12 protein-coding genes are annotated in these 12756 nt (G+C 73.0%); 4 read left to right on the top strand and 8 right to left on the bottom strand.

What is annotated here, in order from left to right:
- Window positions 1-115: 115 nt before the first annotated feature.
- Both ACN9M0_RS02140 and ACN9M0_RS02135 read left to right on the top strand, forming a co-directional pair.
- A complete protein-coding gene (locus tag ACN9M0_RS02140) occupies window positions 116-3715 on the top strand; it encodes a GH32 C-terminal domain-containing protein (protein WP_426403003.1) in 3600 nt (1199 codons plus the stop codon).
- A 3-nt stretch (window positions 3716-3718) separates the two neighbouring features.
- Window positions 3719-4657 (top strand): carbohydrate kinase, encoded by a 939-nt coding sequence (locus ACN9M0_RS02135; protein WP_399695317.1) that lies wholly within the window; start codon window positions 3719-3721, stop codon window positions 4655-4657.
- Here the strand turns inward: ACN9M0_RS02135 and ACN9M0_RS02130 are convergent.
- From ACN9M0_RS02130 to ACN9M0_RS02120, 3 genes are all read right to left on the bottom strand, one after another.
- Window positions 4635-5924, bottom strand: coding sequence for an ATP-binding protein (locus ACN9M0_RS02130; protein ID WP_426403002.1), 1290 nt, complete (start codon window positions 5922-5924; stop codon window positions 4635-4637). The two genes, ACN9M0_RS02135 and ACN9M0_RS02130, sit on opposite strands and share 23 nt — an antisense overlap.
- A gap of 224 nt (window positions 5925-6148) precedes the next feature.
- On the bottom strand, window positions 6149-6505 hold the full coding sequence (locus ACN9M0_RS02125; RefSeq protein ID WP_366038315.1) for a DUF805 domain-containing protein: 357 nt from the start codon (window positions 6503-6505) through the stop codon (window positions 6149-6151).
- A gap of 216 nt (window positions 6506-6721) precedes the next feature.
- A complete protein-coding gene (locus ACN9M0_RS02120) occupies window positions 6722-7081 on the bottom strand; it encodes an SPW repeat protein (RefSeq protein ID WP_366038316.1) in 360 nt (119 codons plus the stop codon).
- A gap of 413 nt (window positions 7082-7494) precedes the next feature.
- On the opposite strand from ACN9M0_RS02120, the gene ACN9M0_RS02115 reads away from it, so the two are divergent.
- Entirely contained in the window at window positions 7495-7866 is a 372-nt protein-coding gene (locus ACN9M0_RS02115) for a cupin domain-containing protein (RefSeq protein WP_366038317.1), read from the top strand.
- An 87-nt stretch (window positions 7867-7953) separates the two neighbouring features.
- Here the strand turns inward: ACN9M0_RS02115 and ACN9M0_RS02110 are convergent, their stop codons facing one another.
- The 3 genes from ACN9M0_RS02110 to ACN9M0_RS02100 form a co-directional block, all read right to left on the bottom strand.
- Window positions 7954-8301: a hypothetical protein gene (locus ACN9M0_RS02110; RefSeq protein WP_399695313.1), complete on the bottom strand. Its 348-nt coding sequence runs from the start codon at window positions 8299-8301 to the stop codon at window positions 7954-7956.
- The gene (locus tag ACN9M0_RS02105; RefSeq protein ID WP_366038320.1) at window positions 8298-8789 is read right to left on the bottom strand and encodes a DUF6232 family protein; all 492 of its coding nucleotides are present in this window, start codon (window positions 8787-8789) and stop codon (window positions 8298-8300) included. Before ACN9M0_RS02105 ends, ACN9M0_RS02110 begins: the two co-directional genes overlap by 4 nt.
- A 302-nt stretch (window positions 8790-9091) precedes the next feature.
- Window positions 9092-9457, bottom strand: coding sequence for a hypothetical protein (locus tag ACN9M0_RS02100; RefSeq protein ID WP_366038321.1), 366 nt, complete (start codon window positions 9455-9457; stop codon window positions 9092-9094).
- 187 nt (window positions 9458-9644) lie between these two features.
- On the opposite strand from ACN9M0_RS02100, the gene ACN9M0_RS02095 reads away from it, so the two are divergent.
- On the top strand, window positions 9645-11087 hold the full coding sequence (locus ACN9M0_RS02095; protein ID WP_426403001.1) for a carboxylesterase/lipase family protein: 1443 nt from the start codon (window positions 9645-9647) through the stop codon (window positions 11085-11087).
- Between the two features lie 70 nt (window positions 11088-11157).
- Here ACN9M0_RS02095 and ACN9M0_RS02090 read toward each other — a convergent pair whose 3' ends face one another.
- Together ACN9M0_RS02090 and ligD are read right to left on the bottom strand one after the other, a co-directional pair.
- Window positions 11158-11778 carry a DNA polymerase ligase N-terminal domain-containing protein gene (locus ACN9M0_RS02090; protein WP_426403000.1) on the bottom strand — a complete coding sequence of 207 codons (621 nt, stop codon included), beginning with the start codon at window positions 11776-11778 and terminating at the stop codon, window positions 11158-11160.
- 26 nt (window positions 11779-11804) lie between these two features.
- Complete coding sequence (ligD, locus tag ACN9M0_RS02085; RefSeq protein WP_426402999.1) at window positions 11805-12710, bottom strand: non-homologous end-joining DNA ligase; 906 nt, start codon at window positions 12708-12710, stop codon at window positions 11805-11807.
- Window positions 12711-12756: the final 46 nt, after the last annotated feature.

Genomic DNA, 12756 nt, shown 5'->3' with positions numbered 1-12756 from the left:
CTCTTACGGTGCCGGGCACGGCGGGGTGTCCAGTCGGTCAGGCCGACAAGACGCCCCCTGTGCCCGGTACCGGCCCCCCTTCGTACAGGCGCCACCCCACCGCCGAGGAGGCCCCATGCGTATCCCCGAACTCCCCCTGCCCCGCCGCACCCTGCTCCGCGCCGGCGGGCTCGCCCTCCTTCCCGCCCTCACGCCCCGCACCGCCGAGGCCGCCCCCGCCGCGCCCCGCCGACGGACCGCGACGCTCCCCGAGGCCGTCACCTCGCCGATCCCCGACCCCCTCCCGTACCAGGGGAGTTGGCAGCGCACCCCGGACGGCGGGCAGCGCGCCTCCGCCACCTCCGGGACCGCGCTCGCGATGTCCGAGCACCGGATCGGCCTCCACGCCGGGTACTCCGCCCGCATCACGGCCGACCCGGCCACCCCGCACGCCCGGGGCGGACTCGTCCTCCGGGCCGCCCCCGACGGTTCCACCGGCTACGCCGTCCTCCTGGAACCCGCCAACGGCCAGGTCGAGCTTCTCGACCTGGCCTCCGGCTCCACCCTCGCCACCGGCGGCAACGGCCCCGGCACGACCCTCGACATCACCCTCGACGGGCCCGCCCTCACCGTGCACGTCGACGGCGAGCAGGTCCTCACCGCCGTCGACCACCGCCACACCGCCGGCCACGTCGGCCTCCTCACCGACGGCGGAACGGTCACCTTCGGACCGCCCTCGACCTGGTCCGTCACCACCGACCTCCGCGGCTGGACCCCCGTCGGCGACGGCACCTGGACCCCGACCCCGCTCGGACTCACCGGAGCCGCGCCCGACGGGGCCGGCATCAGGACGATCGCCGCCGAGGAGGCGTACGACACCTCCCTCCGGGCCGACGTCCTCGTCCACGACCCGTACGCCGTCGCCGCCCTCCTCGTCCGCGCCGACGCCACCGGCACCCGCGGCTACGCCGTCGAGGCCGACCCGAACCTCGGCCGGCTCCGCCTCTACCGCGTGGACGGCGACATCACCCTCGCCACCCATGCCACCCCGATCACCCCCGGTACCGTCCACCGCCTGCGCGTCGAGGCCGAGGGACGCCGCCTCCGCGTGTACTGGCAGGGCGACTTCCTCCGCCCCGACGGCTACGCCCCCGTCATCGACACCGAGGACCCGGCGCCCGCCCCGCACCTCTCCGGCCGCCCCGGGCTCCTCGCCTACAACGGACGGGTCTCCTTCGAGAACGTCACTGCCGCCGGGCCGCCCGCCGAACTCCCGGGCGCCACCACCCTCTCCGGCACCTGGACCCGCGACCTCAAGGGCGTGCGCGGGCACGACGGACTGCGCAGCGCCCCCGCACCGGACGGCGCGTCCCTCGTCGTCTCCGCCGACGTGCTGCTCGCCGGGGCGGAGGCCGCCGGACTGCTCGTACGCGGCCACGAGATCCTCCTGGACACCGCCGACGGCTCCGTACGGCTCCTCGACCACACCCGTCGTACCGTCCTCACCACCGCGCCCCCGCCCGTCCGCCCGCTCCGCACCGGCACCCCGTACCGCGTCGAAGTCCGCCTTGCCGACGGCGAGTTCACCGTGTACGTCGACGGGGTGGACGCCCTGCGCGCCCCGGCGGGCGCCGGAGGCGACACGGTCGGGCTCGTCGCGGCCGGCGGCACCGCCTACTTCCAGGACGTGTACGCCGCCGACGCGCGCGAGCACTACACCGAGCCGTACCGCCCCGCCGTCCACCACTCGCCGCGCACCGGCCCGGGCAGCGACCCCAACGGACTCGTGCACCTCGACGGGGAGTACCACCTCTTCCACCAGGCCGAGGGGCGCTGGGCGCACGCCGTCTCCACCGACCTCCTCCACTGGCGATCGCTGCCGATCGCCCTCGACTGGAACGAGCACGGTCACTGCTGGTCCGGCTCCGCGGTCGCCGACGCCGACGACACCTCCGGACTGTTCGGCGGCGGCGCAGGCCTCATCGCGTACTACACGAGCTACCACCCGGACAGGATCGGCGGGAACCAGGCGGTCCGCGCCGCCTACAGCGCCGACCGGGGCCGCTCCTGGCAGCCGTACGGCGGTCCCGAGCCGCTCGTGGGCAACCCCGGAGGCCCGGACGGCGGCTGGGACTTCCGCGACCCGAAGGTGGTCCGGGACGAGGACCGCGACCAGTGGGTCATGGTGGTGTCCGGCGGCGACCACCTGCGGTTCTTCACCTCCCACGACCTCCTCCGCTGGTCCCACACGAGCTCCTTCGGCTACGGCGACTGGGTGGCCGGCGGCGGGGTCTGGGAGTGCCCCGACCTCTTCCCGCTCCCCGTCGACGGCGACCCCGCCCGTACGGTCTGGGTCCTCACCTTCAGCACGGGAGCCGTCCGCACCACCGACGGCTCCACCGCGCGGTACCTCACCGGCGACTGGAACGGCACCGCCTTCACCGCCCACCAGGCACCGGGCCCGGCCCGGCGCAGCGACCAGGGACGCGACTTCTACGCGGCCATCACCTTCGCGGGCCTGCCCGACGCGCGCCGCGTCTGGCTCGGCTGGACCACCAACTGGGACTACCCGTTCAGCGCCCCCACCCACCCGTGGAACGGCCAGCACAGCGTCCCCCGCGAACTCACCCTCGCCGACGGCCCCGACGGACCCGTCCTGCGCCAGCGGCCCGTCGCCGAACTGGCCACCCTGCGCACGGACACGACCGTACGCGGGGACCTCACCGCCGGACCCGGTGCACCCGACCCGTGCGCGGGTCTCACCGGCGTCACGTACGACCTGGAGGCCGAGCTCACGCTGCCCGCGACCGGCGCCGCCACCAGCTGCGCCTTCCACCTGCGGGCGAAGGACGGGCAGGCCACCCTCGTCGGCTACGACTCCGTACGCGAACGGCTCTTCGTCGACCGCGCCGCCTCCGGCCGCACCGACTTCACCCGGTACTTCGCGGGCCGCACCGAGGCCCCCCTCGAAGCCGTCCGGGCCCCCGACGGCAGCCGGACGGTCCGGCTGCGGATCCTCGTCGACTCCTCCTCCGTGGAGGTCTTCGGCGGCGCGGGCGAGGCCGTCGTCACCAGCCTGGTCCTGCCCGACCCCGACGCCGACGGGATCGCCTTCACCGCCGAGGGCGGCACGGTCCGCATCGCCCGACTCGCCGTCCACCGCCTCGCCTCCACCTGCCGCCCCACCGAGACCCTTCCCGCCCTGCCTCTGCCGCCGCCCCCGGGGGAGTTCCGCACCGACCTCGGCACCCTCACCACCGTCCCCGCCGGTCGCTGGGAGGCCACGGGCGCCGGACACACCGGGGTCTTCGACCGCGACAGCGACGCGATGTCCACCCGCCGCTTCGCCGACCTCGAACTCTCCACCCTGCTCCGGCTCGGCGGCCCCGACGGCACCCGCGGCGCCGCCTCCCTGATCTGGCGGGCCTCGGCCGACGGCGCCGACGGGTACGTCCTCAACATCGACCCCGACCTGCGGACCGTCCGCCTCGTCGTCCGGCGCGGCGGCTCCTTCGACGACGCGGCCGCCCTCGCCCGGGTCCCCGCCCTCGTCCGGCACGGCACCACGTACCATCTGCGGATCGTCCACCAGGGCACCCGCATCCAGGTCTTCCTCGACGGGAACAGGATCATCGACCTCACCGACCCGGCGGCCACCTACACCGACGGGCACGTCGGCCTGAACGTCTTCGGCGGCCGGGCCGGCCACCAGGACACCTACGCCAAGGAGCTCTGACCCATGTCCTTCCTGGTGATCGGCGAGTGCGTCGCCGACATCGTCCGCGCCCCCGCCGGATCCGGCGCCGCCGACCGCGTCCACCCGGGCGGCAGCCCCGCCAACGTCGCGTACGGTCTCGCCCGCCTGGGCCGGGACGTCACCCTGCTCACCCAGCTCGCCGACGACCCCGGCGGGCGGCTGATCGCGGACCACCTGAAGGGCGCGGGCGTGCGGGTGGAGATCGGCGGGGTCCCCGCACGCACCCCGTCGGCGGTCGTCGGGCTCGACGCGGAGGGCCGGGCCACGTACACCTTCGACATCGCCTGGACGCTGGAGACCGGGGCACCGGCCGCCGAGGAGCCCACGCACGTGCACATCGGCTCCATCGCCGCCGTCACCGCTCCCGGCGCGGCCACCGTCCTCGCGGAGGTCGAGCGGCTCCGCGACCGGGCCACGGTCAGCTACGACCCCAACGTGCGGCCCGAACTGATGGGGGAGCACGGAGAGGCCGTGGCCCGCGTCGAGCGCTGCGTCGCGCTGAGCGACCTGGTGAAGGCGAGCGACGAGGACCTCGGCTGGCTGTACCCGGGGGAGAGCCCGCAGGCGGTCGCCGCCCGCTGGCTCGCCCTCGGCCCGGCCGTCGTCCTCGTCACCCGGGGCGCGGCCGGCTCGCTCGCCGTCACCCGGCGGGAGGCGGTCACCGCGGACGCGCCGCCCGTCACCGTCGTCGACACCGTCGGCGCGGGCGACTCCTTCATGTCGGCCGTCCTCGACGCCCTCGCCGAGCGGGGGCGGGACGCCCTCGACGGGCTCGGCGCCCAGCACCTCGCGGGACTGCTGCGAAGGGCGGGCGCCGCGGCGGCCGTCACCGTCTCCCGGGCCGGGGCCCTGCCGCCCGACCGCTCCGAACTGGACGCGGCCCGCGAGGAGTTCGCCCTCAGGTCCGGGCGTGCGTCGTGATGTCCGAGGCGAACTGCTCGACCATCGCCGGGGTGACCGTCGGCCGGCACTCGGCGATGGCCTCCAGATAGTCCCCCGTGCTCGCCCCGGGCACCGGATCGTTGCCACCGCGCCCGCCGACCGCGACCAGGTCCCGCTCGAAGGAGGCCTGGGCGGCGATCCGGGCCGCGTGCTCGATGTCGGCGGGCGTGAACAGCTCGCTCGCGAGCACCAGTTCGTCGATGTCGACGTCCGGCCGCCCGTCGGTGTAGCGGGACCAGATCGCCGCCCGCGCCGCCTTGTCCGGCGTACCGATCGGGATGAGGTAGTCGAACCGGCCGGGGCGCAGGAACGCCGGGTCGAGGGAGCGGATCGAGTTGGTCGCGCAGACGAGCAGCCGCTCGTCCCGCTCCCGGAAACCCGGTATCAGCTTCAGGAGTTCGTTCGTCACGCCGTGCATGCCGCCGGGCTGCGCGGGCTCCTGGCGCACCGGGGCGATCTCCTCGACCTCGTCGATGAAGACGAGGACCCGCTCCAGCTCCGCGATCCGCGCGAACGCCGACCGCAGGGCCGCGGCGAGGTTCCCCTCGTCGGCGAGGCGGGAGGGCAGGATCTCCACGAACGGCCAGCCGAGCCGGGAGGCGATGCCGCGCGCGAACGTCGTCTTGCCGGTGCCGGGCGGGCCGAACAGACAGACCGCCCGCGGCGGCCGCACCCCGTGCCGGGTGGCCCGCTCCGGCTCGGCAAGCGGCAGCACCACCCGACGCTCGATCAGGTCCTTCTCCCGCTCCATGCCGGCGACCTTCGCCCACAGGTCGCCCGGCAGCAGGCGGCCGCCCAGGTCGTCGAGGAGCCCGGCGGCGGGGCCGTGCAGCGGCTCCACCTTCTCGAAGTACGCGACGGCCGGCTGGCGCGTGTACCCGGCGTTGAGGAGGCCTTCGCCGAGGAGCTCCTCCTCCGGCAGGACGTACGCGATGCGTCCGACGCGGGCCGCGACGAGCCGCCGCTCCAGCTCCACGAGCAGGGCGCTGGCGAGGCCGCGGCCCCGCCACGCCGAGCAGATCGCGATCCGCATGACCCAGGCCCGCTCGCCGGAGACGCAGGCGAGCGCCGCCCCGATGGGGGCGCCCTGGTGCACGGCGACCACGGCCGGCTGACGGGAGGTGAGGGCGCCGATGCACTCGGCGAGCGAGAACACGGACTCCTGCCCGAGCTCGGCGGTGGTGTCGATCAGATGGACGACGGCGGCGAGATCGCTCTCGCGGTAGTCGTGGATGTGCCAGTTCACCGGTGGTACCGCCCCTCGTTCGTGCTGTTGCGGCGAGGCTAGGCGGGGCGACGGGGCCGGGGCCTGCGCCACCGTGCACAAGGCGGCGCTGCCCATCGCTCCGTACTGGCTCTATGCAGGGCTCCACGGATGCGCGAAACCCCCGGAAGTGGAACTTCCGGGGGTTTCGGCGAACGAGCGCGGGACCTTCGAAGGAGCACGGACCTTCGAACGGGCGTGGACCTTTAGTAGGCCGGGGCCAGCTTCGGGTTCGGGCCGTGCGCGTTCTGGTGCTGCTCGCCCTCGGTGGCGAGGAAGACGATGAGGATGATGCCGCCGACCAGCGGAATCAGTCCGAAGAGGAGCGCCCAGCCGGAGCGGCCGGTGTCGTGCAGGCGGCGGACGGCCACGCCCAGGTACGGCAGGAGCACGGCCAGGAAGTAGATTCCCGTCAGCAGCGGGTAGGTGCCGATCGCCGAGTCAACGACCGCGAGGACGATCAGCGCGATCACGTTGAACAGGTAGAACATCCAGAATTCCTTGCGGCGCGCCCGGCCGCTGAACACCGCGTACTTCTTGAGAACGTCGAGGTACCAGTTCACTTTGTCCCCCCAAGGACTGGGTATGCGAGCGGGATCCTGCCCCCGTGGAGCAAGCTTTACGCAGAACTTATGTGGCTGAAACCGTGCGGGTCAATTCGTTACCAGGTGGTTGCCGTTCACACACGGAACGCGGTGAACGGCGGCACATCCGTGAGGGGAGGTGCCGCCGTTCCGGGAGAGGATCAACGAGGGTCTGCGAGTCGGAGGATCAGAACGTCACGTCCTTCGCTTGGTCATGAGCAGTCCGCCGGCCGTCAGGGAGAACAGGCAGACGCACGCACCGGTGATCACGTTGCTGAGGATCGTGCCGGTGTCGGGGTTCCGCGAGACCACCCACGGCGCGACGATCAGCCACGCGCCCAGGAGCAGGACGACGAAGTTCAGGTCCTGCGACCGCTCCGGAGCCATCGACATGCACAGACCGAGCACCGCGAGGGAGATGCCGACGATCAGGTTGCTGATGGCGAGTTCCGGTCGGGCGGCGGAGAAGTGGACCGTCCAGGCGGAGATCGCGGCGTACACACCGGCGAGGATCACGAGTTCCTCGACAGCCGCGACACCTCGGGTCTGGAGCATACGGGCATATCGGTCCCGCATTTCCGACGCGTCGGGGTGTCCCGCGATATCACCGTGACGGTGAGAGACGTCGGCCATGTGACTCGCCTCCTTCTGGCGTCATGCATGTCAGGCCGCATCGCGGCAATCACGCCGCTGCTTCATTGTGCGCTTATATGGCCTTTATGTGTAGGTCTGACCGATAAGGGATCTGCACAGAAAAGGGGCCGCGGATGTGCAGGTATCAGCCAAAGCGCACAAAGCTCCTCCAAGATCGACTGCTGTTCAACAAAAATTCAATGCACAGCTGGACCGCTCGTCGTATCGATATGCGTGTCGCCCTGCCGTGCCGCTCCACGCGGTGGCGCGAGCCGCCCCGGCGTAGCCTGGAAGTGGACTCGGGGACCGGACTTTCCCACCGCCGGGAGTGCACGATGGCCGGCATCGTACGAAAGAGCTTCGACTCAGCGGACGAGACGCGTCCCTTCGAGGACGGCAAGGGCAGGCTCGACCTGCTCATCGGCGACGGTGGCTCGGTGGGCCGAGCCGTCTTCGAGCCGGGCTGGCAATGGTCCAAGCACGTCAAGCCCATCGCCGGCACCGACAGTTGTCAGGCCTCGCACGTCGGATACGTGGTCAGCGGCCGGATGAAGGTCGTCATGGACGACGGCGAGACGACCGAGTTCGGCGCGGGCGACTACATGGAGGTCAAGCCCGGACACGACGCCTGGGTCCTCGGCGACGAACCCTGCGTGGCCCTCGACTGGTTGGGCTTCACGAACTACGCCGTGCCGTCGTCCTCCTGACGGTCTCCCAGCCCACCGGCGGACCGGCACCACATCACCCGAGGCGGGCGCGGGCCCACGCCGCCGCATGCGTCGACGGCGCCCGGGCTAAGTCGTCCCGCTCAGGAGTGCGATGACCCGCCCCACCGCGTCCACGACGGGCTGGCCCACGGTGCCCACCGCGGCGGCGATCTGCGCGACGGACGCCAGGACGAGACCGTGCCGGCGGAGGGCGGCGCGGTCGGGGGTGAGCTCCGGCAGGGCCTCTTCGACGGCCCGGTCCTGCTGCGGCGTGAGGTGGCCGCGGAGTTGCCCGAGCAGGCGGGTCAGTTCCTCGACGGCGACCCGGAGTTCGTCGTCCTGGGCGCCGTCGGCGGTGCCGTGGTTGATGCCGATGTTGTGATGGCCGCCGTGCATGTTGACCACGGGACCGTAGTAGTTCGACGCGTCGCTCACAGCCTGATCCCCGTGTTTCCCTGGCCCCCGTGCATGTTGACCACGGGGCCGTTGTGATGGGTGTTGTTGAACTGGTTCACGACCGTGGTGAACTCGGTGTCCGGGTTGTCGATCGCGTACGCGATCCGGCCGGCGATCTGCCGCAGCTCCTCCATGTTCGGCAGGGTCACGATCACCGCGGAGCCACTGGCCGTCTCGACGGCCAGCACCGGCTTCGCCGGCTCGAACAGCTCCTTGAGGAGGAAGACGGCCAGGCCGATCAGCACCACGATGAACAGAGGGCTGCCGCTCTCCCCGACGCTCGTGTCCTCCCCGTTCACGAAGTTGATCGCCGCGAAGAGCAGCGCGAGACCGATGAGCCACTTCAGGAAGCGGAGAAGTGCCGCGCCCCGGTCGGGCTTGAGCTTGAAGGCCTCGACCCGGGTGATGTTGTGCAGGGGGAAGGCCGCCGAACCCATCCACAGCATCCTGCGGCTGACGCGCAGCACCAGAGTGCCTCCCCTGCGGGGATCCGGCGGCAGCAGAGGGGGCTCGGGCGGTGGCGCCCCGGCGTTTCCCGTGAACTCCATGGGCTCCCCCGTCTCTCGTCACTCCCGCCTGCGCAGGCGGGAGCACCATTAAGCGCCCGAGGGGGCTCGTGAGACAGGCAAGAAGAAGCCAATTCGGGTTCTCTGGCCGAGAGTTGACGATGCGTCTGATGTCGGCTGCCGAGGGCGCCGCCGGGGCTCGGTCCTGGTCGTCCAGCGCGCCTCGCCGAGGGCGGGGGCATCCACCGCGTGGCCCGAGAGCCCTAGCCGTACGCGTCGGTGACGCAGTCCGTGGCGCATCTCCCGTGCTCGAACCGGCGACGCAGCGCCGCCGCCGCGTGTCGGCGCTCCACTCCGTCGTAGCCGTAGCGCTCCTCGGTCATCCGCCTCACCGCCTCCACGGTGACGATCGCCGGCTCGCCCTCACCGGCGGACCGGCGGGCCGTCGCGATCACCTGGTCTGCCGCCCGCTGGAGGTCCCGGGCGTACTCCCGCTGGGCGACGGACCGCGCCCGGGAAGCGGCGAACGGCCGCACGGCCCGGCCCTTCCAGACCAGCCCGGCCGTCACGAGCCCCACCGGGAGCACGACGATCAGCACCCCCGCCACGGCATTGAGGTTCCACCACATCGCCGGCCGCCCTCCCCCTGGACCTGCGGATCCTTCCCGAGCCTTCGAGCCTCCGAGTCTAGGGGCCGGGGCGGGGCCCCTGGTGCCGTGTCCGGTGGTCGGACGGGCGAGGAATTGACACGTGTAAGTGGGTGGTGACAGGCTCGTTCTCCGGCCTCGTGTGCCCGCGCAGAAGGAGCAGCACCCCATGAGCACCACCGTCACCACTGCCCGAGGACCCGTGCGCGGCGAGCGCCGTGCGGACGGGAGCCTGCGTTTCCTGGGTGTTCCGTACGCGCAGCCGCCGGTCGGAGAGCTGCGGTTCGCGGCTCCGGTGCCGCCGGAGCCGTGGACGGAGGTGCTGGAGGCGACGGCGTACGGGCCGACGGCGCAGCGGCGTCCGTTCTCGGAGGTGACGACGATCCCGGAGCCGTCGATCCCGGGTGCGGGGGTGCTGAACCTGAACGTGTTCACGCCGGCGGCGGACCCGGAGGCCGGTCTGCCGGTCCTGGTGTGGATCCATGGCGGCGGGTATGTGGCGGGTTCGGCGGCGAGCCCTTGGTACGACGGGGCGGCGTTCAACCGGGACGGTGTGGTCCTGGTGTCGGTGGGCTACCGGCTCGGCATCGAGGGTTTCCTGCATCTGGAGGGTGCTCCGGACAACCGCGGGGTACGGGACTGGATCGCGGCCCTGGAGTGGGTGCGGGACAACATCACGGCGTTCGGCGGTGACCCGGCGAAGGTGACGATCGCCGGTCAGTCCGCGGGCGGCGGCGCCGTGCAGACGCTGCTCGCCGTCCCCGCCGCCCAGGGCCTGTTCCGGGGCGCGCTCTCCGTCTCCGGTGCCGTCATGCGGCCCGACGGCCCCGAGGTCGCCCGCGCCGCGGCCCGGCTGTTCACCTCCCGTACCGGCGTCCCGGCCACCGTCGCCGCCCTGCGCGACCTGACCGACGACGAACTCCTCGACCTCCAGGACCGCATGTCCGCACCCGGCCCGGACCGCGAGGGCCTGCCGCCGATGCTGGCCCTCGCCCCCTTCGCCGACGGCGAGCTGATCCCCGTACCCGTCCTGGACGCCCTGACGACGGGCGAGGCGGGCGCCGACGTGCCGCTGATGCTCGGCTTCACCGAGGACGAGTTCACGATGATCCCGGGTCCCGGCCCCGAGGGCCCGCCGCTGCCCGTACTCCTCGGAGGCCTCGGCCTGGCCCCCGACAGGACCGACGCCTTCACCGAGACGTACGCGGCGGCCGGTGCGGAGCGGTTCTTCGGACAGGCGCTGACGGACACAGTCTTCCGCGCCCCGAACCTCGCCGTCGCGGACGCCCGCGCCGCACGGGAACGCCCCACCTGGTTCTACGAGTTCCGCTGGCGCTCGCCGGCCCTCGGCCTCGCCTTCCACTGCCTGGACCTGCCCTTCGCCTTCGACGTCCTCGACGCCGAAGGAGTCGCGGCCGTCGCCGGCGACGAACCGCCGCGCGCGCTCGCCGACGCCCTGCACCGGGCGTGGGTCGCCTTCGTCACCGACCAGGACCCGGGCGCCGACTGGCCGCGCTACACCTCGGCGGAGCGCGCCACGAAGATCTGGGACGCCGAGCCCCGGATCGCCACGGACCCGGTGCACCGGGTCCGCGAGCTCTGGCTCGACTGAGCCGGGCGGCCGCCACGGCACCGTCTCGCGCGCCGGCGGCCGACCGCGTCCATGGGGCCGGGCGGGCCGCTCACGACCCGCCGTCCCCGGACGCGGCGACCTGGCCGAGCGTGTGGCCGCTGCGGGCCGAGCGGGCCCGCCTCGGGTCCGGGGCGCCGTCGGTGCGGGCCCGCGGGTCGGCGTGCTTGACCAGCAGCCATGCCTCCCGGTCTCCGTCGTCGGGGTCGGTGCGGATGCGGGTGAGCGAGTACCCTCCGCGCAGCTTCCGGCCGTCGAGCCAGAACGAGGCGTGGCCGTGGTCCAGGGCGTCGCCGATCGGGACCGGACGGTCGTGGCGGTCGGTGGACAGGTTGCGGTACGTGCCCTCGTCCCAGACGATCACGGTGCCCGCACCGTACTCGCCCGCCGCGATCACCCCCTCGAACTCCCGGTACTCCAGCGGATGGTCCTCGGTCGGCATCGCGAGCCGTCGGTCGTGCGGGTCGGAGGACGGCCCCTTCGGGACGGCCCAGGACCTCAGCACCCCGTCCACTTCGAGACGGAAGTCGAAGTGCATGGCGCTCGCCTCATGGATCTGCACGACGAAGCAGGGCCGGTCTCCCGTCGTGCCGCGGGTGGCGCCCCTCGGTTCGGTCGTCCTGGAGAAGTCGCGCCGGCGACGGTACGTCGCCACGGTCTGCCTCGCGGTCATGGGCACCTCCCGGGGTTCGGCGCCGATCAGGTTCGCAGGCGGCGGAGACGGTCCGCGGCCGCCTTGAGGGAGCGGGGCCGCGGCGCGGGGCTCCACGGGTCGTCCTCGACGAGCCGGTCCGCGTCGGCGAGGGTCCACCGGCGGGAGCCGAGCCCCGGATCCTCCAGGTCGTCCCAGGCGAGCGGGGCCGCGACGGGCGCACCGGCGCGAGCCCGTACCGCGTACGGCGCGACGGCGGTCTGCCCGTACGCATTGCGCTGGACGTCCAGGTACAGCCGCCCCGCCCTCGCCTTCTTGCGCACCTCGGTGGTGAACCGGTCGGGATGACGGCCGGCGAGTACGGCGGCGATGTCGGAGGCGAAGGCGCGGACGTCGTCGAAGGACGCACGCCGGTCCAGCGGGACGAGGACGTGCAGACCGCGCGAACCGGTGGTCATCGGCAGGGACGGCAGTTCCAGCTCGTCGAGCAGCCCGTGGAGGCCGCGCGCGGCCTCCCGTACCGGGGTGAAGTCCTCGCCGGACGGGTCGAGGTCGAAGACCAGCCGGTCCGGCCGGTCCGGCCGGTCGGCCCTGGACAGCCAGCGGTGCGGCGTGACGCAGCCCTGGTCGGCGAGGAGGACCAGGGTGGCCGTGTCGTCGCACAGGACGTACGTGACGGTGCCGCCCTCCTTGGGCAGCTCGGCGCGGTGGACCCAGTCGGGAAAGTGCCCGGGGATCTCCTTCTGCAGGAAGCCCTCGCCGCCGATGCCGTCCGGGTGCCGCTCCATCATCAGGGGCCGGCCGCGCAGGTGCGGCAGCATCCGCGTGGCGACGGTCCGGTAGTACCCGGCGAGGTCGGCCTTGGTGATGCCGTCCTCCGCGAAGAGCAGCTTCTCCGGCCGGCTGACCGTGCTGTTCCGCCGCCCCGTCGTCCGCTTCCCTCGTGGTGTCACGCTTCGCGCCTTCCCGCTTCCCGGTCCTCCATGTACGGCCCGGTTC

Source organism: Streptomyces sp. R-07, from assembly GCF_049913175.1.
Taxonomy (GTDB): domain Bacteria; phylum Actinomycetota; class Actinomycetes; order Streptomycetales; family Streptomycetaceae; genus Streptomyces.
Note: the sequence above shows the minus strand (reverse complement) of the source record. Positions and strands in the feature narration are given on the sequence as shown.

Coding starts and splice junctions, on each gene's coding strand:
- ACN9M0_RS02140 (WP_426403003.1), top strand. CDS start 116: ATGCGTATCCCCGAACTCCCCCTGCCCCGCCGCACCCTGCTCCGCGCC.
- ACN9M0_RS02135 (WP_399695317.1), top strand. CDS start 3,719: ATGTCCTTCCTGGTGATCGGCGAGTGCGTCGCCGACATCGTCCGCGCC.
- ACN9M0_RS02120 (WP_366038316.1), bottom strand. CDS start 7,081: ATGCTCCAGACCCGAGGTGTCGCGGCTGTCGAGGAACTCGTGATCCTC.
- ACN9M0_RS02115 (WP_366038317.1), top strand. CDS start 7,495: ATGGCCGGCATCGTACGAAAGAGCTTCGACTCAGCGGACGAGACGCGT.
- ACN9M0_RS02100 (WP_366038321.1), bottom strand. CDS start 9,457: ATGTGGTGGAACCTCAATGCCGTGGCGGGGGTGCTGATCGTCGTGCTC.
- ACN9M0_RS02095 (WP_426403001.1), top strand. CDS start 9,645: ATGAGCACCACCGTCACCACTGCCCGAGGACCCGTGCGCGGCGAGCGC.
- ACN9M0_RS02090 (WP_426403000.1), bottom strand. CDS start 11,778: ATGACCGCGAGGCAGACCGTGGCGACGTACCGTCGCCGGCGCGACTTC.